Origin of the sequence: Polaribacter sp. 20A6 (assembly GCF_011378915.1) — a bacterium.
Classification (GTDB): Bacteria; Bacteroidota; Bacteroidia; order Flavobacteriales; family Flavobacteriaceae; genus Polaribacter; species Polaribacter sejongensis.
The window spans coordinates 49358-75246 of the sequence record NZ_WTPZ01000011.1; the positions used below are offsets into that span (position 1 = coordinate 49358).

At 32.5% G+C, this 25889-nt stretch carries 12 protein-coding genes; all 12 read left to right on the forward strand.

The annotated features are described in order from the left end of the window. Positions 1 to 9 precede the first annotated feature (9 nt). On the forward strand, positions 10 to 2241 hold the full coding sequence (locus GQS57_RS17345) for a GH92 family glycosyl hydrolase (RefSeq protein ID WP_165734241.1): 2232 nt from the start codon (positions 10 to 12) through the stop codon (positions 2239 to 2241). A gap of 11 nt (positions 2242 to 2252) precedes the next feature. Continuing rightward, on the forward strand, positions 2253 to 3686 hold the full coding sequence (locus tag GQS57_RS17350; RefSeq protein ID WP_165734242.1) for a glycoside hydrolase family 47 protein: 1434 nt from the start codon (positions 2253 to 2255) through the stop codon (positions 3684 to 3686). A 343-nt stretch (positions 3687 to 4029) separates the two neighbouring features. Then, on the forward strand, positions 4030 to 6057 hold the full coding sequence (locus GQS57_RS17355; protein WP_165734243.1) for a glycoside hydrolase family 97 protein: 2028 nt from the start codon (positions 4030 to 4032) through the stop codon (positions 6055 to 6057). Between the two features lie 5 nt (positions 6058 to 6062). Beyond that, positions 6063 to 6905 (forward strand): endonuclease/exonuclease/phosphatase family protein, encoded by an 843-nt coding sequence (locus tag GQS57_RS17360; protein ID WP_165734244.1) that lies wholly within the window; start codon positions 6063 to 6065, stop codon positions 6903 to 6905. 17 nt (positions 6906 to 6922) lie between these two features. After that, on the forward strand, positions 6923 to 8104 hold the full coding sequence (locus GQS57_RS17365) for a PNGase F N-terminal domain-containing protein (protein WP_165734245.1): 1182 nt from the start codon (positions 6923 to 6925) through the stop codon (positions 8102 to 8104). Between the two features lie 226 nt (positions 8105 to 8330). After that, a complete protein-coding gene (locus GQS57_RS17370) occupies positions 8331 to 11450 on the forward strand; it encodes a TonB-dependent receptor (RefSeq protein ID WP_165734246.1) in 3120 nt (1039 codons plus the stop codon). 13 nt (positions 11451 to 11463) lie between these two features. Beyond that, the gene (locus GQS57_RS17375) at positions 11464 to 13200 is read left to right on the forward strand and encodes a RagB/SusD family nutrient uptake outer membrane protein (protein WP_165734247.1); all 1737 of its coding nucleotides are present in this window, start codon (positions 11464 to 11466) and stop codon (positions 13198 to 13200) included. Positions 13201 to 13455: 255 nt separating this feature from the next. Next, on the forward strand, positions 13456 to 16782 hold the full coding sequence (locus GQS57_RS17380) for a glycoside hydrolase family 2 TIM barrel-domain containing protein (protein WP_165734248.1): 3327 nt from the start codon (positions 13456 to 13458) through the stop codon (positions 16780 to 16782). A 24-nt stretch (positions 16783 to 16806) separates the two neighbouring features. Next, positions 16807 to 19923 carry a glycoside hydrolase family 2 TIM barrel-domain containing protein gene (locus GQS57_RS17385; protein WP_165734249.1) on the forward strand — a complete coding sequence of 1039 codons (3117 nt, stop codon included), beginning with the start codon at positions 16807 to 16809 and terminating at the stop codon, positions 19921 to 19923. Positions 19924 to 20205: 282 nt separating this feature from the next. Continuing rightward, positions 20206 to 21459 carry a glycoside hydrolase family 27 protein gene (locus GQS57_RS17390; RefSeq protein WP_240915518.1) on the forward strand — a complete coding sequence of 418 codons (1254 nt, stop codon included), beginning with the start codon at positions 20206 to 20208 and terminating at the stop codon, positions 21457 to 21459. 427 nt (positions 21460 to 21886) lie between these two features. Next, a complete protein-coding gene (locus GQS57_RS17395; RefSeq protein ID WP_165734250.1) occupies positions 21887 to 24319 on the forward strand; it encodes a DUF4982 domain-containing protein in 2433 nt (810 codons plus the stop codon). Positions 24320 to 24324: 5 nt separating this feature from the next. Then, positions 24325 to 25884 carry an arylsulfatase gene (locus GQS57_RS17400; protein ID WP_165734251.1) on the forward strand — a complete coding sequence of 520 codons (1560 nt, stop codon included), beginning with the start codon at positions 24325 to 24327 and terminating at the stop codon, positions 25882 to 25884. Positions 25885 to 25889 lie beyond the last annotated feature (5 nt).

A 25889-nucleotide genomic window follows, 5' to 3' on the forward strand; every position in this document is an offset into this window, starting at 1 on the left:
TATTCGATTATGAATAAAGATACTTGTTTGTTAATTTTTATGATATCGTTTTTAACGTGTATTAATGCACAAGAACCTATCGATTATGTGAACCCATTTATTGGAACATCTAATTTTGGAGCAACAAATCCTGGTGCAATTGCACCAAGAGGAATGGCAAGTGCATCGCCTTTTAATGTTGCTGGTCCTAAAAATTTACCTTTAGAAAAAGATAGCCAATGGTTGTCTACACCTTATGTAAATGAAAATGCTTTTTTAACCGGATTTTCTCATGTAAATTTAAGTGGTGTTGGTTGTCCAGATTTGGGTGTTATTTTAGCGATGCCTACAACAGGAGAACTGGAAACAGATCATTTAAAATACGGAACGACTTATACAAATGAGGTTGCAAAACCTGGTTATTACAGTGTTCAACTTTCAAAATATGATGTAAAAACCGAACTTACTGCAACCACCAGAGTTGGCGTAAGTAAATATTCATTTCCAAAAGGAAAATCGAACATCTTAATCAATTTAGGCTTGGGTTTAACCAACGAAGAAGGCGCTATGGTTAAAGTAGTATCGCCAACCGAAATAGAAGGCATGCGTAATGTGGGTTCATTTTGTTATTACAAACCAGAAGAATCATATCCTGTTTATTTTGTTGCAAAATTTAGTAAACCAGCTGATGAATTTGGAGTTTGGAAAAAAACTAGAAAAAACGAAGGTGTAGAAGGACAATGGATGGGATATAATGGCAAAAAACGCTTTTATAAAAACTATAGAAAAGAGGTTATTGGCGATAGTATTGGAACTTATTTTACTTATAATTTTGAAAAACCAACGCAAGTAGAGGTTAAGATTGGTGTTTCTTACGTTAGTATAGAAAATGCCAGAGAAAATTTAGAAAAGGAAACGCAACATTTATCATTTGATGCTATCTATAAAAATACTGCTTCACAATGGAATCAATTATTATCTAAAGTTGAAGTAGAAGGCGGAACAAAAGATGATAAAACTATTTTTTATACAGCGTTGTACCACACATTAATTCACCCGAATACGTTAAATGATGTGAATGGCGAATATCCAACAATGGGAAAACGCAAAACTGCAAAAACTGACGGAACACGATTTACCGTATTTTCTTTTTGGGATACCTATAGAAACCTTCATTCTTTAATGTCTTTGATCTATCCAAAACAACAATCGGATATGGTTAAAAGTATGTTGAATATTTATGATGAAAGCGGATGGTTACCTAAATGGGAACTGAATGCAACCGAAACAACCACAATGGTTGGTGATCCTGCAGGAATTATTCTAGCAGATACGTATTTAAGAGGCATACAAGATTTTGATATTGAAAAAGCGTATGAAGCCATGCGAAAAAGCGCTACACAACTAGAAAACAACTCGTTAAGACCAGGAATTAAAGATTATATAAAGAACGGATATTTATCAACAAAAACAACCAATAGCGGTTCTGTTTCAACAACACAAGAATATAACATCAGTGATTTTGCAATCGCACAATTGGCAAATAAATTAGGGAAGAAAAAAGATTATAAATTATTTTCTAATCGTGCTGTTTCCTATAGAAGTTTCTTTGACAAGGAATTTAATTTATTGCGTCCAAAAAATGATGATGGTTCATGGCATTCGCCTTTTAATCCTAATCAAGGTGCTAATTTCGAAAAAAATGTCGGATTTATAGAAGGGAATTCATGGCAATATACTTTTATGGTTGCACATGATACAAAAGCCCTAATGAAGTTAATGGGAGGTAAAAAAGAATACGTTGCTAAATTAGATGAAGTTTTTGAGAAAAAACAATTTGATATGGCGAATGAACCAGATATTGCTTACCCCTATTTATACAACTATGCAAAAGGATATGAATGGAAAACACAACAACGTGTTACCAATTTAATTCATACATATTTTACAAATAAACCGGCAGGTTTGCCTGGAAACGATGATACTGGAACCATGTCTGCTTGGTTAATTTATAGCATGATGGGAATATATCCAGTTTCTCCTGCAGATCCTATGTACACAATTACAGCACCGACATTTGATAAAATTACCATTCATTTAGACACAAGATATTATAAGAACAAAAAAATTATAATTGAAAGAGTTGGTAATAAAGAAGCTGTTATAAAAGGAATAGAACTTAACGGAAAAAATTATAAGAGTTATTTTATTTCAAATGATGAATTTGTTAATGGTCAAAATTTAAAAATTATTCAAAAATAAACTAAGTAAAAATGATTAAAATCAATAAACTAATAGTTATCTGTTTTAGTGTATTCATGTTGCTTTCTTGTAAGCAAGAAGATAAAACAAAAACCAAACAGAAAGTAAAGGATAAAGAAATTTCAATGCTCCAAGATGAAGTTAAAAAAGAAACATTACGCTCTTGGAATGCTTATAAAAAATATGCTTGGGGTCATGATGTTTTATTACCTTTATCTAAATCACACAAAGATTGGTATGAAGGTTCTTTGGGAATTTCTCCAATAGACGCTTATAGCACCTTAAAAGTAATGGGCTTAGAAAAAGAAGCTAAAGAAATTGAAGACTATGCGCTCGCAATGGATTGGGATAAAGATTTATATGTTCAAACTTTTGAGGTAAACATAAGAATTTTAGGTGGTTTATTATCAATGTATCATTACACAAAAAACGAAGCTATTTTAGCTAAAACTAAAGATTTTGGTGATAGAATTTTACCAGCATTTAATACTCCTACAGGAATTCCTGCTCATTCAGTTAATTTAAAAACAGGCAAGTTAGCAGGTAATTTAGGAGAAGGAAAAGGTGATGTGGTTAACGTTGCACAAGCAGCCACTTATTTATTTGAGTTTGGTATTTTAAGTTATTATACAAAGGATCCTAAATACTATCAAGCTGCTAAAAAAGCAACAAAAGCTGTCTTTAATCGCAAATCAAAAATAGGTTTGCCTGGTGAGCAAATAAACATAAATACAGGTGAATGGGTTGGTACAAAATGGCACCATCTGCAGGCTGGAGTTGATGCTTATTATGAATACATGTATAAAAGTTGGATGATTTTTCCTGATCCTGAAATTAAAGAAATCTGGGACTTTAGTAAATCTAAAATTGATGAATATTTGTTAGATGAATACGAGGGACATACATTCTACACTATTGTTGATATGGAAACAGGTAAAGTATTAAAACGCTCTGTATCTTTATACGATGCTTTTTTCCCTGCTATACAAGCAATTTCTGGAGATATTTCTGCCGCAGAAAAAAATCAAAAAACTTGGGATTGGTTGTGGGATAAAAATGGACTTCTACCAACTAGATATAAATATGATGAGGATAGAATTGAATATGCAGAATCAGAAATAAACCCAGAAATAATTGAGTCAGCATATTACCTTCATGAAATAACAGGTAAGGAAGAGTATTTGAATATGATTAAGAAGTATTGGAAAGATATAAATAAGTATTGTAGAAATGATGTAGCCTACAATTCAATCAAAGATGTTAGAACAAAAGAGCCAAAAGATTATTTAGCTACTTATGTTTTTGCAGAAACATTCAAATACTTTTATATAGCTTTTTCTCAAGGTGAATTTAATTTTAATGAGCACGTATTTAATACAGAAGCTCATACCTTTAAAAAATCTGATTTTAATCAAGAAGATGCAAAAGAAAGACTGGGCTATTGATTTTAGAATCGTAAATTACTAGAATACAAAATATTAACTTAATATAAATTAAGTTATTGGTATAAAAATTAATTCTAATTTTCCTTTTTATTTTGCTTAAAAGGAATAGTATAAGTAGAATCAAGCTGTGCCATTTTTAGGCATCAATCTATCAACTTTAAAGGTAAAAAAGTTAGAGGTAAAGAAGTAACAAGTTTACAAGGTAGTCGCTTTAATCTATAAAAAGGGAATCGTTCTAAAGTTTAAAAAAGTAACCGATGCTACCAGTAAACTAACGTTTCGCTCTAATGTAGGTCGTTCGGCTAAATAAGGCCAATCGTAAATTAAAATTTATTAAATAAAGATGAAGATTAAAAAAACTTATATAGCATTCTTGTTAATTTTTTCATTTGTAAGCTGCTCTAGTGAAAAGGTTTTAAAAATTGAATCACCAAATAACAAAATTGGGGTATCAATACAGACGACCAGTGGTATATCTTACATGGTTAATTTTAAAGATTCTGTAATTATAAATTCCTCAAAATTAGGGTACGAATTTAAAAATGCAAATCCTTTATCTAAAAACTTTATAGTAACAGATTATAGCATTACACAATCCAACACCAAATGGACTACAGCTTGGGGAGAAAAAAGTGTAATAGAAGATAATTACAATCAACTATTAATTTGCTTACAAGAAAAAGATGGATTCAAAAGAAAACTGAATCTTTATTTTAAAGTTTACAACGACGGTATTGGGTTTCGCTATGAAATTCCTAAACAAAAAAATGTAGACAGTCTTCTAATTACACAAGAATTAACGGAATTTAATTTCGTGAAAAACCATAGTGGTTGGTATATTCCAGCAAATTTTGAATCATACGAAACACTCTATAAAAATGCATCTTTAAATGAAATTGAGTCAGCAAATACACCAATAACATTAGAAACGGAAGCTGGTAATTTTATAAGTATTCATGAAGCGAATTTAACAAATTATGCAGGCATGACTTTAAAGAAAAATAAAGCGGCCTCATTTTCTTTTAAAAGTGATTTGGCACCGTGGCCAGATGGTGTTAAAGTAAAAGCAAAAACACCAATGGTTTCTCCTTGGCGTACCATTCAAATAACAGACAATGCAAAAGATTTAGTGGAGTCTAATTTAATTTTGAATTTAAATGAACCAAATAAAATTGAAGATGTGTCTTGGGTTGAACCCATGAAGTATATTGGAATTTGGTGGGGAATGCACTTAGGAACACAAACTTGGACTTTAGGTGAAAGACATGGAGCAACAACCGAAGAAACAAAGAAATACATCGATTTTGCAGACAAACATAAAATTAAAGGTGTTTTAGTTGAAGGCTGGAATACAGGTTGGGAAAATTGGGGAAAGAAGGATGCTTTCGATTTTGTAACACCTTACGACGATTTTAATTTGAAAGAAGTTACAAACTATGCAACTGAAAAAAACATTTCATTTATTGGTCATGTTGAAACTGGTGGGGCTGCACAATCTTTTGAAAATAAATTAGAACCTATTTTTTCAATGTATCAACAATTGGGGGTTAAAGCTGTAAAAACGGGTTACGCAGGAGGCATTCAAACAAAAGGTCAATTTCATCATGGGCAGTTTATGGTAAATCATTATAGAGAGGTTGTTAAAACTGCTACTAAATATAAAATTATGATTGATGCTCATGAGCCGATTAAACCCACAGGAATAAGAAGAACCTATCCAAATATGATGACTCGTGAAGGTGCAAGAGGTATGGAATGGAATGCTTGGAGTTCAGGGAATCCACCAGAACATTATACAATTTTGCCTTTTACAAGAGGTTTAGCAGGACCAATAGATTATACACCTGGTGTATTTGATATTTTATATAAAAACGCTAAAAACAGAGTGAAATGGAATGATTTAGACGATGGGACTTCTAGGGTAAATACAACATTAGCAAAGCAATTAGCTTTATTTGTTGTGTTGTATAGCCCAATGCAAATGGCATCCGATTTGATAGAGAATTATGAAAATCAACCTGCTTTTAAATTTATTGAAGATGTTGCTACAGATTGGGAGTCTTCAAAAATGATTAATGGAAAAATAGGAGATTACATAACCATTGTTAGGAAAGATAAAAATAGTGATGATTGGTTTTTAGGAAGCATTACGGATGAGAGCCAAAGAGAATTAGATATAGAGTTAAGTTTTCTTGAAGAGAATAAAACGTACATCGCTCAAATCTATGCCGATGGTATGAATGCCGATTGGAAAACCAATCCGACAGAAATTGATATTCTAAAAAAAGAAGTGACTTCAAAAACCAATCTTACTATAAAATTAGCTGGTGGTGGTGGACAAGCTATCCGATTTTTACCAATAAATAAATAAATAATATGAAAAAAACGGTTATTTTACTTTTAGTCTGTTTTTTATTTTCTTGTACTTCGGAAAAAGAAGCCTATAAAATAATGACCTATAATATTAGATATGATAACCCGAACGATGGTGTAAATAGATGGTCCAATAGAAAAGATTTTTTAAGTAATCAAATAGTGTATAATAGTCCAGACGTTTTTGGTATACAAGAAGGGTTGGAGCATCAAGTACAGTATTTAGATAGTATTTTGGTAGGTTATTCTTATGTAGGAGTTGGACGAGATGATGGTAAAACCAAAGGTGAGTACAGTGCTATTTTTTATCAGAAAGAAAAATTTAATGTCCTAAATAAAGGTACATTTTGGTTGTCTGAAACACCAAATAAAATTTCGGTTGGTTGGGATGCTTCTATGGAGCGAATTTGTACGTTCGCTCTTTTAATTAATAAGTCTAATAATGATCAGTTTTGGGTTTTTAATACGCATTTTGATCATATTGGTAACATAGCGAGAGTAAAAAGTGCTAAATTAATCATTGATAAAATAGCCGAATTTAACACAGATAATTTACCTGTTCTTGTAATTGGAGATTTTAACTTGAAACCAGAAACAGCACCCATTCAATTATTATCCAATGCCTTTAATGATGCTAAGATAGCAAGTGAATCACAACCTTTTGGGCCTATCGGAACCTTTAATGCTTTTGATTTTAACAAACCAGTTGTAGATAGAATAGATTATATTTTTACAAGTAAAGAACAGGTTAAAGTATTAAAATATGCAACTTTAAGTGATTCTAAAGATGGTGAATTTCCGTCAGATCACCTACCTGTTGTTATTAAGTATACATTACATAAATAATAATTAATTAGAATAAAATGAAGTTTAAAAATAGTATAACAATCAGTTTATTAGTGCTTTGTGTTAATTTGTTTGCGCAAGAAAATAGTACTAAAATTAATGTATTTAATAAACAAGTTTTAAATTTTGGTGGCGAAAAAGGTACAGACTCAGAGGCAGTAAGCTTAATGAGCGGAAGATTGGTGTATAAAAAAGTAAGCATTCCAGAGTTTAAAAAAGGAACAGACGTAAAAATAAAAATAACTGTACGCTCAAATGGTGATCGTTGGGATAAATCTGGTTCTTGTTTTGTAGTAAGTGATCCAAAAAAACTATCTATACTTTCTGTTACAGAAAAAAAGAATGATTTTCCAAAAGATTCTTATATCGATGGTAAATATGCCGGTTTTGTAAAAGGAACAAATTACAATCCTGTTGTAGAACTAATGCGATTTATGACTCCTTTTGGAGTAGGGCATTATAGCGACAATAAAGTAAAATATAGAAGACCAGTATACATACCAAGTTGGGAAAAACAAGTGGTTTGGGAAAATGACATTACAGATTTAGAGAGTTTAGTAACAGGTACATTTTATGTTGGTGTTTGGATTGATACTTGGACAGCAGAAGGCTATGATTTTGACTTAGAACTAACGTACTCTAATAGAAAACAGCAAAAAGTATCTGTATTGCCTTTGGTGAATACAATACCTTACGTTGGTGGACAGCAAATACCAGATAATTTTGCTCATAATGATTTAGAACAGTCTATACATTTAAAAAAGAATGCAAAAAATGTAAAATTACATTATATTACAACAGGTCATGGAGGGCATAGTGGTGGTGATGAATTTATCAAAATTAAGAATAGTGTGTTTTTTAACAACAAATTGGTTTTAGATACCATTCCTTGGAGAGATGATTGTGCTTCATTTAGAAGATTTAACCCTACTTCTGGCGTTTGGATTAGAAAAGATTCTGCATCTTATATAGATTCTAAAACTCATTCTTATCAAGTTAAAGAAATTGAAGAACGTATTGCTTCATCAGATTTATCTAGATCTAATTGGTGTCCAGGCTCTTTTGTAAAGCCTATGGTTGTTAATTTAGGAGATTTAAAAGCGGGAGATCACACATTAAAAATAAAAATTGCTGCTACACCAGTAGACGGAGATAAATTAAATCATTGGTTAGTTTCTGCATATTTAACATACGAATAAAGTAGTATTTAAAATAGTTGTTTTTTTTTAAATCAGTTAGTTATCATTTTGAATTGATAACTAACTGATTTTATTGTTTATATGCTTTTTTAGCTCATACTTCCTAACTTGCTCTTTATAGCAGTTGTATTGTTACTTGTCGAAATGATATAAAAAATTAACAAAATTTTATGCATATTTGTATTAAGTAATACATAATACATAACTCAACTATAAACTAAATTTTATGATTCAAAAACTAAGTTTGTTACTGTTTACATTTTTTGCGTTCGGTCTTATGACTGTTCATGCTCAAAGTACAGTAACCGGTACAGTTACCGATGCTAATAATGAAGACCCAATACCTGGTGTTAACATTATGGAGAAAGGAACAAAAAAAGGGGTAGTTTCTGATTTTGATGGAAATTATTCAATTAACGTAAGTGCGAATGCTACGCTTCAGTTTAGCTACATTGGCTTTACAACTAAAGAGATTATTGTAAACGGAAAACAAGTGGTTAACGCTAGTTTAACTGAAGATACAAGTACTTTAGAAGAGATCGTTATTGTAGGTTACGGTACTCAGAAAAAAGGAAATTTAACGGGAGCTGTAAGTACTATAGATGCAGAGGTATTAGAAAATAGACCTGTAAGTAACGTAATGCAGGCTATTCAAGGATCTGTACCAGGATTAGCTTTAACTGTAGGGAATGCAGGTGGGGCGCCAGGATCTAGTATGAATATTAGTATTCGTGGTGTTGGTAACCTTCAAGGAACGGGATCTCCTTTGGTTATTGTAGATGATATTCCATTAAGTGATCCTTCAGATTTAAATAATATAAATCCAGATGATATAGAAAGTATTTCTGTCTTAAAAGACGCATCTTCTTCAGCTATCTATGGATCTCGAGCAGCCTTTGGTGTTATCTTGGTGAAAACTAAGAGTGGTGAAGGAGTGTCAGGGCATGTTATTACATATTCAAATAATTTTATTTATTCATCACCGACAAAAACTCCGGAAATGATGAATTCTTTAGATTTTGCAAATTATTTTAACCTATCTGCTACCAATGGTGGTGGTGCTCCTATATTTAGTGATGATGTTTTAGGTCGTATAAAAGACTATATCGCCGACCCTATAAATACACCTGTAACAGTTCCGAATGCAAATGGTACTAAATGGGAACAATATACTGGTTCTAATGCAAATACAGATTGGTTTGATGTTATGTATAAAGATGTAGTAGTACGTCAGCAGCACAATCTTAGCTTTTCTGGTAACGAAAATAAAGTGAATTATAATGTGTCTGGTTCTTTCTTTAATGCGCCAGGGATAATGAGTTTTGGTGATGATACATACCAGAGATATACGCTTAATAGTAAGGTTTCAAGTAAAATGAACGATTGGTTTACTTTTAACGCAAATATTAGAATTGCTAGAGAAGATTTAGATAGGCCTAGTTATGATCCAGGTTTATATTTACATAACATAGCAAGACGCTGGCCTGTAAACGGTGTTGTAATGCCAAACGGAAGTTATAGTGATGGTTCAGAAATTCCTTTTCTTTTAGGAGGTGGTAGACGTGTGTCTAAAGACCTAAGCACCAATGCTGGTCTAGATTTAATATTTGAACCTATCGAGAATTTAAAGATTAAAACAAGTCTTTATTACCAACGTGGTACTTCTAATATTACTTCTCATAGTGCTAAAGTAAGTGTTACAGAGCCAGATGGACAAGACAGATTAATTCGTCAAAATAATAGTTTTACTAGATATGCTTCAGAATCTAACTATGTTTCACCTAACTTAGTTATCTCTTATGAAAAATCGTTAAACGAAATACATAATTTTTCGGGATTGTTTGGTTTTCAACAAGAAAATACGGATTATAGTTCTTTAACAAGTTCTAAGAATGATCTTATAACAGACAATGTGCCATCTATATCTACAGCAGTTGGAGAAGATAACGTAAATGATTCTGCAGGTGCTTATGCTACACAAGGATATTTTGGAAGATTAAATTACAATTACAAAGAAAAATATCTTTTTGAAATTAACGGACGTTATGATGCATCATCTAGATTTGCACCAGACAGTCGTTGGAACTTTTTTCCGTCTATCTCTGTTGGATATAACGTAGCAAAAGAAGATTTTTGGACGATAGATAGAATTAACATGTTTAAATTTCGTTACTCTACAGGATCTATTGGAAACCAAAATGTGTCTAACTATTTATATATTTCTCGTATGCCTATTAATACCAATTTATGGTGGTTAGGAGATTCTGGAAGACCAAATTACACTACAACTCCTGGTCTTATTAGTCCAGATATTACTTGGGAAACAGTAAAAACAGATAACTACGGGTTAGATCTAGCTGCGTATAACAATCGTTTGCAAATGACTTTTGAGTACTTTATAAGATCTACAGACAATATGTTTGGTCCTGCAGAACGTTTACCAGCTTTATTAGGTACTTCGGCACCACAAGCTAATAATGCGTCTATAGAAACAAAAGGATTTGATTTTAGTATACAGTGGAAAGATAATATTGGTGATGTTGGTTACAATGTAGGTGTTGTTTTATCTGATGCTGTAACAAAAGTTACAAAATACCGTAACCCAAACAACTTATTAAATACGTTCCGTGAAGGGCAAACACTTGGAGAAATCTGGGGATTTGAAACACTAGGTTTATATCAAAATCAAGATGAAATAGATAATGGTTTTGATCAATCTACTTTTTGGGGTGGTGTTTGGAAACCAGGAGACGTAAAGTATAATGATATAAATGGAGATGGTCATATAGATTGGGGTAAGTCTACTTCAGATGATGCTGGAGATCAAAAAGTAATTGGTAACAGTACACCTAGATATTCTTACTCTATTACTGCAGGTTTAGACTATAAAGGTATTGATTTCTCTATGTTCTGGCAAGGTGTTGGAAAAAGAGATGTAAATACAGGAAAACAAGATCCTTATACTTTTGGTGCGGTAGGTAACCAATGGCAGTCTGCAGCATTTGTAGAACATGCAGATTATTGGTCTGAAGATAATACAGACGCATACTTACCTAGACCTACTTTTAATAGTGCTTGGAGAAATCAAGAAGTGCAAACTAGGTATTTAAAGAATGGAGCTTACGTAAGATTAAAAAATGTGAGTCTTGGTTATACTTTTTCTAAAGATATCATGGAAAAATTAAATCTTAAAAAACTTAGAGTATTTGTAACAGGCGAAAACTTACTTACCATTACAGATATGCCAACAATGTACGATCCTGAAGCTACTGGAGGTTATTGGGGAAGTGGTAAAATTTACCCACTTCAAAAATCGTTATCACTTGGTTTAAATGTTCAATTTTAAATATATATATATTATGAAACACATAAAATACATCACTCTAATCTTAGCAATGGTTTCTTTTATAGGCTGTTCTGATGATTTATTAAATAAATTACCCGAGGATGAAATTTCTCCAGAGGCGTATTGGAAAACTCCCAATGATCTGGCACTTTTCTTAAATCAATTTTATACATCATTTCAAGTTCACTCTGGGTTTAATGGCGGTACTTTTGAAATAGATAATAATAGTGATAATCTTGCAGATATTTTTGTTAATACTAGATTAGTAGGTAATTCTACAAATGTACCTACAACTGATGCTTCTTGGAATTTTAACTCCATTAGAGCCGTAAATTTTTATCTTGAAAATAGTAGTACTGCGCAAGGAGATGAAGTAACCATTAAGCATTATAATGGAGAAGCTTATTTTTTCCGTGCTATGTTTTATTTCAATTTATTAAAACGATATGGTGGTGTGCCACATATTGTTAAAACGTTAAATACAGATTCTCCAGAACTGTATTCTCCAAGATTACCTAGAAATGAATTGGCTACTAAAATAGTAGAAGATTTAGATATGGCGATTGCTAAGTTAAAGCCTCAAAGCTCTGCAGAATCATTTAGAGTGCACCAAGGTATTGCATTGGCTTTAAAATCTACTATTTGTCTTTATGAAGGTACTTGGGAGAAATATCATGATGGTACTGTCTTTGCAGCACCAACTAATGAAAGTACTAAGTTTTTAGAATGGGCTGCAGAAGCTGCAAAAACATTAATAGATCAAGGGAATTATTCTTTGTATAATAATGGAACCGATAAAACGTATTGGGATTTATTCAATCAAATCGATTATTCAGGAAATCCCGAAGTAATGTTTTGGAAAAAATATAGTGTTTCTGAAGGAGTAAGTCATAAGGTTGGTCATTATTTACCGTACACAGGTTCTGGAACTGGTGTAACTAAATCTTTAGTAGATTCTTATTTAGCTTTAGATGGACAACCAATTTCAGTGAGTTCAATGTACAATGTAAATCAAGAAAGTAGTCTTACAGATATTGTTGCGAATAGAGATCCTAGGCTTGCACAAACAATTTGCACACCTGGAGATTTAATAACTGTAAACTCAGGGGTAGCAGATGAAATATTTGAATTTCCAGTATTTAGGGGAAACAATGAAATTACTTCAACAACAGGTTTTCAAATCTACAAAGGTGGTACTACAGATGAGGCTCAAAGATATGATAGTTGGACGGGGGCTATTATATTTAGATATGCAGAGGTATTGTTAAACTATGCGGAAGCAAAGGCAGAGTTAGGTACTTTAACACAAGGAGATTTAGATATTTCTATTAATTTATTAAGAACTCGTGTAGGGATGCCAAACTTATCAACAGCACCAGTTGCAGATTCAAACAAAGCATTTCCTGCATTAAGCGATGTTATTAATGAAATTAGAAGAGAGCGTAGAGTAGAGCTGGCATTAGAAGGAAAGCGTTTTGATGACTTAATGCGTTGGGCAGCTGCAGATGAATTAATTGTTGGTAAAAGATTGTTAGGCTTTAAAATAATTGGAAGTGGTGATATGGAAACAGAATTTACAGATTTAATTGGAAATTCTATTCTTGTAAACTCAGATGGTAATATAGATCCTTATAAGAATACAATTCCTTCAGGGTTTGAGTTTAAAATAGGAAGAGATTACTTGTCGCCAATACCTACAGAAGAAATTGTATTGAGCCTAGAGAATTTAACGCAGAACCCAGGGTGGTAAAATATTATTTGAATTTGAATTAGTTTTGTAAACCCCTTGTAATCTTATTGATTTCACGGGGTTTATTTTTATAAGAAGCTATTTCTTTAGTGATAATACTTTTGAATTTAGTTTAATTAATATGTATAACATAATACGAATAATGGATGTTTTAATTATTTTAGCAAATTGATTTAACCAATCAAAACTAAAAGAAATATTTAACTTAGATAAACGCTACTAATTATGATGATTTTAAAAAAAAACAGTTTCATAATGTTATCACTTATAGGTGTCTTTTTTACAGGTACATCTCTAAGTAGTCAGAATAAACATCCTATTAAAGATTACAAGGATTATATAGAAAATGAAAAAGTTATAAGTGAAAATAAGTTAGAGACACATGTTTCTTTTACCTCGTATGCTTCAGAGGCTGATGCCTTACAAAACACGCCAGAATTTCATAAATCTTTAGATGGAACATGGAAATTTAATTGGGTAAGAAATCCGGAAGACAGACCAACCACTTTTATGAACCCAAAAGAAGATGTATCTACTTGGGATGATATTAAAGTGCCATCAAATTGGGAAGTAGAAGGGTTTGGTGTTCCTATTTATGTAAATCATCAATATGAGTTTTCAGATTATAAAGCTCCTGTTGCAGATGATATGGAGTTTGTTAATAGAATTTATCCAAAAAACCCAGGTAAAGTTCCAAATGAATACAATCCTGTAGGTACGTATGTTCGTGATTTTTCTATTGATAATAATTGGGATGGCAAAGAAATGTTCTTGCATATTGGTGCTATGAAATCTGGAGGATTTGTATGGCTTAATGGAGAGTATATTGGCTACTCACAAGGGAGTAAATTACCCGTTGAGTTTAATATTACAAAAGCAGCAAAAACAGGTAATAACAAAATTGCGATTCAAATTTTTAGATGGACGGATGGTTCTTATTTAGAATGTCAAGATTTCTGGAGAATTAGCGGAATTGAACGAAGCGTTTATGTATATGCACAACCTAAAATAAGAGTGCAGGATTATGAAGTGCTTTCTGTTTTAGATGGTGCTTATAAAAATGGTGTTTTTGAATTATCTGTACTACTAGAAAATAACTTATCTAAAACTACAAAGGGAAGTATTTCTTATAAATTATTAAATTCGGAAGCTAAGATAGTAGCATCAGAAACAAAATCGTTTGCAGTAAAAAACTCTAAAGAAAACAATTTTAATTTTTCTACAACACTACCAAACGTACAACAATGGAGTGCAGAACATCCTAATTTATATACTTTATTAATTGAAACAAAAGATAGAAAAGGAAAAACATTAGAGGTTACTACTTCTAAAATAGGATTTAGATCTATTGAAATAAAACAGGGTTTACTTTTAGTAAACGGACAACGTATTACTCTAAAAGGGGTAAATACTCAAGAAGCAAATCCAGAAACAGGTCATGTAGTCTCGGAAACAGATATTCTAAGAGATATTCAGCTTTGGAAGGAAAATAACATTAATGCGGTGCGTTTAAGTCATTATCCGCAGCAGCGTAGGTTTTATGAATTATGTGATGAGTACGGTTTGTATGTGGTGGATGAAGCAAATATAGAGTCGCACGGAATGTATTATGGAAAATATTCATTAGCAAAAAAAGAAAGTTGGGAAAACGCACATGTAGATAGAATGGTACGAATGGTAAAACGAGATAAAAACCATCCTTCTGTAATTATTTGGTCTATGGGTAATGAAGCCGGAAATGGTGTTAATTTCTTTAAAGGCTATGATGCTATAAAAGAAAACGACAAAACAAAACGTCCTGTGCAATATGAACGTCCGTATAAAGATTATGATGGCAGTATATGGGATATGGATTCTAATACAGATATTATTGTACCTCAGTATCCATCGCCTGCAGTATTTGAAGCCATAGGAAAAACAAAAACAGACAGACCTTACATACCAAGTGAATATGCTCATGCAATGGGGAATAGTACAGGTAATTTTCAAGATTATTGGGATATAATAGAACTATATGACAACTTGCAAGGAGGTTTTATTTGGGATTGGGTAGATCAATCTATTTGGAAAACCAACGAAAAAGGAGAACGTTATTATGCCTATGGTGGTGATTATGGAAAAGATATGCCAACCGACAACTCATTTTTAAATAACGGAATTGTATTTCCAGACAGAACGCCACAACCTGCGTTGTTTGAAGTAAAAAAAGTACATGAATTTATCAACTTTAAAGAGAAAGGCATTAACCGTCATAACGAATTACGAGTATTGTTAGAAAATCTATATGATTTTACCAATTTAGATTTCTTCGACTTTAGTGCAGAAATAAAAGCAGATGGTACTGTTTTAAAAACCATTCCTTTAGAAACTATTTCGGTAGATACGCATACTGGTAAGTTAATTAGAATTTCGCTTAAGGATATTCAGTTTCTTGATAATACCGAGTATTTTGTAGAGATTTCAGCAAAAACTAAAACTGCTTGGGGTATACTACCAAAAGGTTATGAAGTTGCACATGAGCAAATTGTTTTATCTAAAAAATACAAAAATATAGTTACTAAAATTGATAACAAAGAATCACTTAAAATTCAGGAATCTGGTAAAGAGTTAAAAATCTCTAATAATAAAGTGCAATTGGTTTTCGATACGGAAAAAGGACAAATTAGTTCTTATGTTTATGAAAATGAAGAATTAATAAAAGACGAAAATGGACCAAAACCTAATTTTTGGCGTGCACCAACTGACAACGATTTTGGGAATCATATGCAGGTTAAAAATATTGAATGGAAAAAAGCGTCACTTTTTATGAAGGTGTCTAAATTAGCATCTAATACCAATAAAGACGGTAGCGTAAGTGTTACTATTACTTATAATTTACCAGGTGTTGATACTACTTTTGAATCGATTTATAAAGTATCTGGAAACGGAGTTGTTAAAATTAGTAACATCCTAAATGAAACGGAGTATACCGCAGACATTCCTCGTGTAGGTATGCGTATGCAAATGCCAAAAAAATATGTAAATATGACCTATTTTGGACGTGGTCCTTGGGAGAATTATCAAGATAGAAAGGCATCTGCTTTTATAGATTTATATGAATCTAAAGTAAAAGATCAATACGTGCCATATATTCGTCCGCAAGAAAATGGATATAAAGTAGATGTTAGATGGTCTGCTTTTTCTGATGCCAATAACAACGGACTATTGGTTGTTGCAGGCAAACAATTACAAGGCGTTGGTATAAGTGCGTTGCATATGCCAAACGAAGATTTTGATACTACTACAGGATTAAAATATAATGAAAATGATACTTTAGATACCGAATATAGAATTGATGGTATTCCTAAAATTAACGCTTCTAAACACACCAACGATATTAAAGAACAAGATCTGGTTCAATTAAATATAGATTTAGGGCAACGTGGGCTTGCTGGCGATGATAGCTGGTATTCTAAACCACAAGAAAAATATCAGATTAAAGGAAAAACAAAACAAGTTTATAATTTTTACCTTATTCCTTTTAACAAAGGAACAAAAGAAGATTTTATAAAGTGGAGTAAATTATACGCAAACCAAAAATAATTAGTAGCATAAAACAGTATAGAAATGAAAAAAACAAACCAACTATTAAAAGTTATTTTCCTTTGGCTAATAGGAACGAACTTCGTGCAGGCACAAACACTAGACCCGGTTATTGAAAACCCGGATGTAGTAGGTATTAACAAATTAGATGCTCGCGCTACTTTTTTTCCTTACAATTCGGTTGCATTGGCAAATAAAAACGAGTTGTCTAAGGCAGAAAATTACTTACTATTAAATGGTGTTTGGCAATTTAATTATAGCGATACGCCAGAAGTTAGACCAACAGATTTTTATAAAGACGATTTTGATTCTTCTAATTGGAATACTATAAAAGTACCAGGAAACTGGGAGGTAGAAGGTTTTGGAGTTCCTATTTATGTAAATGCTTCTTATCCTTTTCAAAAAGGATATTTAAACCCACCAGATATTCCAGATGGAGACAATCCTGTTGGATCTTATAAAAGAACTTTTAATGTTCCAGAAAATTGGGATGGAAAAGATATTTTTATTCATTTAGGAGCCGTTAAATCTGCTTTTTATATTTGGGTAAATGGTAAAAAAGTAGGATACAGCCAAGGGTCTAAACTTCCTGCTGAATTTAATTTAACCCAATTTGTTAAACCTGGTAGCAATAGTATTGCTTTAGAGGTGTATCGTTGGAGTGATGGTAGTTATTTAGAGTGTCAGGATTTCTGGAGAATTTCTGGTATAGAGCGTGATGTCTATTTATATGCTAGACCAAATGTACAGTTACAAGATTATTTTGCTAAAGCGGGTTTAGAAAATAATTATAAAGACGGTGTTTTTGATTTATCTGTAGCTCTTAAAAACATTCATACTAAAAAGCAAAAAGGAACGGTTGCTGTAGCAATTACAAAAAATAATGAAACCGTTTATAGCAATTCATCATTGTATGAATTAGGGGCAAATTCTAGTAAAACTTTACAGTTTAACAAAACGATTCCGCAAGTAAAAACGTGGTCTGCAGAGGTGCCAGAATTATATCAATTAAATATTACCATCAAAGATAAAAAAGGAAAAGTTTTAGAAGCTATTTCTAGAAAATTAGGTTTTAGAACTTCTGAAGTTAAAAATGGGAATTTTTTGGTAAACGGGCAGCCAATTTTATTTAAAGGAGTAAACAGGCACGAGCATGATGCTAATACAGGGCATGTAATTTCTAGAGAAGATATGCTTAGAGATGTTCAGATATTTAAAGAATACAACATCAATGCAGTAAGAACGGCGCATTATCCTAATGACCCTTATTTTTATGAATTATGTGATGAATACGGTATTTATGTGGTAGATGAAGCAAATATAGAATCTCACGGAATGGGGTATGCTTTAGATAGAACTTTGGCAAACAATCCTGCTTGGTTAAAAGCACATTTAGAGCGTGTAGGTAGAATGGTAGAGCGAGACAAAAATCATCCTTCTATTGTAATTTGGTCTTTGGCAAATGAAGCAGGAAATGGACATAATTTTTATCAATCGTATTTGTTAGCTAAAAAAATAGATGATACAAGACCTGTACAGCATGAAAGAGCAGTACATGAATGGAATACAGATTTATTTGTGCCAATGTATGCAACACCAAAAGATGTAGAAGCGTATGCTAAAGATGATAGAAGAACCAAGCCTTTAGTGCAATGTGAGTATGCACATGCTATGGGAAATAGTATGGGAGGTTTTAAAGAATACTGGGATTTATTTGAAAAATATGACAAATTACAAGGTGGTTTTATTTGGGATTTTGTAGATCAGGGTATTAAAATTAAAAAGAATGGTAGAGAAATTTTTGCGTATGGTGGAGATTTCGGTCCAGAAGGAACACCAAGTGATAACAACTTTTTAAATAACGGGTTGGTACAACCAGACAGAAAAGTAAATCCACATATTCATGAAGTAGCACACATACAACAGGATGTAAAGTTTTATGAAAACAACCTTGCCAATGGCATGATAGATCTTAAAAACTGGTATTTCTTTAGAGATTTATCTAACTACACTTTAAACTGGGAAGTTATTGCCAATGGAGAGGTTGTTGAAACCGGAAAGGAAGACAATATTGTAACAGCACCACAAGCAACAAAAGCACTACATATTCCATTTAAAAAGCAGTTTACAAAAGGTGTAGAATATTTTTTAAATGTTTCTGTAGTTTTAAAAATGGATGAACCTTTGTTAAAAGCAGGTTATAGAATTGCTTATGAGCAATTTAAATTACAAGCAGCAACATTTCAAGGTCCTAAAAAAGCAACAGAAGTAGTAAGTTATAAAGCAAAAGATGATGTGGTTCACGTAACCGGAAAAGACTTTGTAGTAACATTTAATCAGAAAACAGGTAAGTTAACAGACTATAGTTTTAAGAATACAAATTTGTTAAATAGTGGACCAGAAGTTAATTTTTGGAGAGCACCCGTAGATAATGATTATGGTGCAGGAACGCAAAGAAGATACAAGCAATGGAAAGATGCAGGTGTATCTGGAGATATTGTAACTTCTGTAAAACAAGTTTCAAAAACGGAAGTTAAAATTACATTCACAAGAAATTTGTTTAATGGAGATGCTAGTCTAACAGAAACGTATATAGTAGATGGTAATGGTGCTGTTAAAGTTACCAACGATTTAAAAGCTATAAAAGGAGAACATGTTGGTTTCTATAAATTTGGAAATAAAATGGTGTTGCCAGAAACCTATAAAAATATTACTTTTTACGGTAAAGGACCTTTTGAGGCATATACAGATAGGCAACATGCAGCAAAAGTAGGCTTATACAAACAGACTATAGCAGAACAGTATTTCCCTTACATCCGTCCGCAAGAAAATGGAAATAAACTAGAAGTACGTTGGGCAACTATTACAAAAGAAGATGGATCTGGAATTCAAATTTTAAGTGAAAATCCGCTTTCTATATCTGCACTTAATTATAGTGAAGATGATTTAAGTTCTGGAGAAAAGAGAACTCAAAAACATGCTGGAGAATTAGATGTAAGAAAAGAAGTTTTTGTAAATATAGATGGTTTTCAACAAGGTTTAGGTAGTATTAATAGTTGGGGTACTTTACCAATGGAAAAATACAGATTGCCTTATAAAGATTATTCATATTCTTACTGGATGATTCCTTTAGATAAATAGTAAATGAAATTAGGTTAATATCGACGATTATTTTTATAATAAAAGTCGATATTAATTTAACGATATATCGGTTGTGATATACCCGTAAAAAAATCTGTGAATATCAGCGGGAGATAACGCTATAAGAAATGGGAGAATTATCTATCAAATATTGCAGCTTTACGCAGAATAAAAACAACAATTCGGTTTTTCTAATGAAGAACAGATGTCATGATAATAAGACCATTTGTAGCATAATGTTATTTTACTGACAATTAAATTATTTTTTAAATTAAAACGAATATGAATAAATACTTTCTTTTTTTATCGCTTATTGTTTTAGCTTCTTGTAAAATGCAAGAGCAGACAAATGATGCTATTTCTTCACATAAAAATAATACTCAAGAAACCAGCAAACCACAAACTCCGATTATGGGTTGGTCTAGTTGGAATAATTTTCATGTAGATATTAATGAAGAAATTATTAAAGCACAAGCAGATTACATGGTGTCTTCTGGAATGGCAGACGCTGGTTATTCGTATGTGAATATTGATGATGGTTTTTTTGGAGGTAGAGATGAAAAAGGAAATTTATTAGTGCATAAAGAAAGATTTCCAAACGGAATGAAAGTTGTTTCAGATTATATCCATTCTAAAGGATTAAAAGCCGGAATTTATTCTGATGCAGGGATTAATACCTGTGCATCTCATTGGGATAGGGATACGATTGGTGTTGGTGGAGGTCTTTTAGGACACGATAGAAAAGATTTAAAATTGATGTTAAAGGACTGGAATTACGATTTTATAAAAATAGATTGGTGTGGTGGAGACTGGTTAGGATTGGATGAAGAAACGAGATACACACAAATAGCAAATGTTATAAAAGAGGTAAAACCAAATACTGTTTACAATATTTGTAGATGGGAATTTCCTGGCACATGGGTGCTTCAGATAGCTGATTCTTGGAGGATTTCAGGAGATATTTCAAATGAATTTAGTTCTATTTTACACATCATTGATTTGAATGCAGATTTATGGAGGTATTCTGGTCCTGGTCATGTAAATGATATGGATATGTTACAAGTAGGTAGAGGAATGAGTTTTGAAGAGGATAAAACCCATTTTTCTATGTGGGCAATGATGAATTCGCCGCTATTGGCGGGTAATGATTTAAGAGATATGAGTCAGCAAACCATTGATATTTTAACAAATAAAGAAATTATTGCCTTAAATCAAGATCCGTTGGTTTACCAAGCAAGAAGGTTGATAGATCATGGCGATTTAGAAGTTTGGGCAAAACCATTAGTTTCTACGATGAGTGGTAAAGTAGCAGTAACTTTATTGAACAGGTCAAACGAAATAGCAAATATTTCTTTTGATTTAGATCAAGTAGGGTTAGATGCTTCAAAAGGGTATACTTTTAGAGATGTTTGGGCTAAAAAAGACTATGATAAAACAACAACAGAAACTTGGACCTTTGAAGTAGCTCCTCACGGAGTAGTAGTTTTAACAATAGATGGAACTTCAAAACCATTTAATGTATTTCAGAATAAATAAAGTGTACGTCATTTAGTTTGAAGTTTAACGGAATGAAGATTCTCTAAATTCTGATTGTTTTTGTTAAGTTTTTCGATACGTTATTCGTAGTGTCATTCCGACGATAGGAGGAATCTCCTAAAGTTTATATTGAGTTCAGTCGAAAAGCTAGAAAAGGATAAAGTCAAATTGATTATTTGATGCAAAATTTTTGAGAAAGTAATTTCACTCGAACGGACAGCCAATTTTATCAATTCTAGTTTGCAAACTGCGAGATCTAGTGATTTTGTTTATCACAAAATTATATAGAGATGTTTTTAAAGATGTTTTTTTATAATTAAATGATATTTTAAAAGTTACTAAAGGAAGCATTATTTTAGGAGGTAAGATACTTCTATAAACTATATCTCTGTCTATTAATAATAAATAAAAGAGTAAAATAAAACCAATGAAAAATCTGATATCAACTTTCTATATTCTTTTTTTTACAGTTTCAATACTGGCGCAAAACAATGTAAGAGAGGTACTCACTTTAGAAAAAAACTGGAAATTCACCAAAGGTGATCTAAAAAATGCACAAGATATTTCTTTTGATGATTCTAAATGGGAAACGGTTGTTGTTCCTCATGATTGGGCAATTAAAGGTCCTTTTGATAAAGAAATAGACAAACAAATGGTTGCCATTGTTCAGAATGGAGAAAAAGTCCCTACCGAAAAAACTGGTAGAACAGGTGCGTTGCCATACATTGGTGTTGGTTGGTACAGAAATGAGTTTTCGTTGCCAAATTTCAACAAAGATAAAAAGGTAATACTATTATTTGAAGGTGCGATGAGTGAACCCGAAATTTTTCTGAATGGAAAAAAAATAGGAAGTTGGAACTATGGATACAGTTATTTCTACTTTGATATTACTGAGCATATTCTAGCAAATAAAAAAAACACATTAGCCGTTAAATTAACAAATAAAGGTTTGTCTTCACGCTGGTATCCGGGAGCAGGTTTGTACAGAAATGTTCGAATTATTACCAAGAATAAAGAAAGTATTAAGCAATGGGGAACGTTTATAACAACGCCCATAGTTACCAAAGAATTAGCGAAAATAAACGTAAAAACGAAAGTTTTAGGAGAAGGATTGACTCTTGTTACCAAAATTTTAGATGCACAAGGAAGTCTAATTACTACCAATAAAACTTCGTCCATTTATGGAAATGAATTTGAGCAAAATATAGCTGTCAACAATCCGAATTTATGGAGTCCGGAAACGCCTTATTTATACACTTCTATTTCTCAAGTATACAAAGGAACTATTCTAAAAGATGAAATTTCAACACGTTTCGGAATTAGATCCATCAAATACGAAGCAGAAAAAGGCTTCAGTTTAAACGGAGAGATTACAAAGTTTAAAGGAGTTTGTTTGCATCACGATTTGGGACCTATCGGAGCGGCTGTAAACAAATCTGCCATCCGAAGACAATTGCGTATTTTAAAAGATATGGGCGTAAATGCCATTCGAAGCGCACACAATATGCCTTCTTTAGAACAACTAGAATTAAGTGATGAAATGGGATTCTTGTTTTTAGCGGAAAGTTTTGATGAATGGGCAAAACCAAAAGTAGAAAATGGGTATCATCGTTTTTTTGAAGAAGATGCAGAAAAAGATATTGTCAATTTGGTACATGCAACCAGAAACCACCCAAGTATTGTTATGTGGAGTTCTGGAAACGAGGTGCCAGATCAATGGGGAAGTGATGGCGCAAAACGTGCGAAGAGATTGCAAGATATTTTTCATAGAGAAGATCCAACAAGACCTGTAACTGTGGGGATGGATCAAGTAAAAGCTACCATGGCATCTGGTTTTGGAGCGCTGTTAGATATTCCGGGTTTAAATTATCGTGTAAATTTATACGAAGAAGCGTACGAATCTTTTCCGCAAGGTTTAATTTTAGGTTCAGAAACAGCTTCTACCGTAAGTTCTCGCGGAATTTATAAATTCCCAGTCGTAGAAGCTAAAATGAAACAATATGACGATTTTCAGTCATCTTCTTACGATTTAGAAGCTTGCAGCTGGTCTAATATTCCTGATGAAGATTTTGTTTTACAAGATGATAAGCCTTGGGTTATTGGTGAGTTTGTATGGACTGGTTTCGATTATTTAGGAGAACCAACTCCTTATGATACCAAATGGCCGTCTCGTAGTTCGTATTTCGGAATTAACGATTTGGCAGGTTTACCAAAAGATCGCTATTATTTATATCGCAGTCGTTGGAATACAAAAGAAGAAACGTTACACATGTTGCCACATTGGAATTGGGAAGGACGAGAAGGAGAAATTACACCCGTTTTTGTCTACACAAGTTATGAGAGTGCAGAACTTTTTGTAAACGGAAAAAGTATGGGGATTCAGAAAAAGAATAATAGTTCTCCTAAAAATCGCTACCGTTTAATGTGGATGGACGTAAAATATGAACCAGGAACTATAAAAGTGGTTGCCTTTGATGATGAAGGAAAAGTTGCATCAGAAAAAGAAATAAAAACGGCTGGTAAACCCTACAAACTAATTTTAGAATCAGACCAAAAAACATTAAAAGCAAACGGAAAAGATTTGGCTTTTGTTACAGTTTCTGTGGTAGATAAAAACGGAATTATTTGTCCGACAGCAACCAATCAATTAAAATTTAAAGTAAAAGGAAACGGAACTTATAGAGCTGCAAGTAATGGCGATGCTACTTCGCTAGAAATGTTTCATGCACCAACTATGAAGTTGTTTAGCGGAAAATTGGTTGTTTTAGTGCAATCTAATGAAGAGCAAGGGGAAATAGATTTAACAGTTTCAGGTAAAGGTTTAAAAACAGCAAAAATAAATATAAGTACTAAAAAATAATAAATATGAAAGCATTTCGCATTCTAACAACACTTATTATACTAATTTCATTAGTGAGTTGTTCATCAAAAAAACAATCCGAAGAAGAAAAAAATCAAAAACCAAACATCATTTATATTTTAGCAGATGATTTAGGTTATGGAGATTTAGGCGTTTATGGACAAACAAAAATTGAAACTCCAAATATTGATGCTTTGGCAAAAGGAGGCATGTTATTTACCCAACATTATACAGGAGCACCAGTTTGTGCGCCAGCAAGAGCTTCACTTTTAACTGGCAAACACGGTGGAAGCGCAAGTATTCGCGGAAATGATGAATGGGAGGAAAGAGGTGATGTTTGGAGTTATACTGCCATGTTAAAAGATTCTACTTTAGAAGGGCAAAGGCCTATGCCTAAAAATACAACAACGATTGCCCAATTATTAAAATCAGCAAATTACAAAACAGGTATTGTTGGTAAATGGGGGTTAGGAGCGCCACAAACACAATCTATTCCTACAGAAATGGGCTTCGATTACTTCTTTGGATACAATTGCCAAAGACAAGCACATACCTATACACCAATGCATTTATATGAAAATAACCATCGTTTTCACTTAAAGAATGACACGATTGCACCTCATGAAGGCACAGGGAATGATGGTAATCCATTAGATGAAAAAACATATGAGAAGTTTTATCAACCAGATTATAGTCCGACTTTAATTTTTGATAAAATGATGGGGTTTATTGAAAAAAACAAAAAAGAACCCTTCTTTATGTACTGGGCTAGTCCTATTCCGCATGTGCCCTTGCAAGCACCAAAAAAATGGGTAGACTATTATGTGAACAAGTTTGGAGATGAAAAACCTTATTATCACAAAGAAAAAGGAAGTTATTTTCCAGCCAGAAACCCGCGTGCAACCTATGCAGCAATGGTTTCTTATTTAGATGAAAACGTAGGGAAGTTGGTTACTTATTTAAAGAAAGAAGGCTTGTATGAGAATACTTTAATCATTTTTACATCAGACAATGGACCTGCGAGTCCTGGTGATGGTGGGGCAGATTCTGAATGGTTTAACAGTAGCGGAATCTTCAAGAATAACTACGGAAGGGTAAAAGGTTTTACCTATGAAGGAGGAATTAGAGTACCGATGATTGCTACTTGGCCAGCTAAAATAGAAGCGGGTTCTAAAAGCAATCATATATCTGCATTTTATGATGTATTACCAACTTTTAATGAAATTGCAAACGTAAAAACCGATTATGAAAGTGATGGAATTAGTTTTTACAATGCACTTACAAATGAAAACAAACAAGAGGTACATGAGTATTTGTATTGGGAATTTGCAGGATATAAAGGACAAGTTGCCGTAAGAATGGGGAAGTGGAAAATGGTTTGGAAAAATATTAAAACAGGAAACAAGGAAGTAGAATTGTATGATCTAGATATTGATATTCAAGAACAAAATAATGTGATGGAGCAACATCCAGAATTGCTTGAGAAATTCTTTGAAATTATTAAAAAAGAACACAAAACCCCAGAAAATAGCTCTTTTATAATTGAAGCTTTAGAAACAATATAACATCA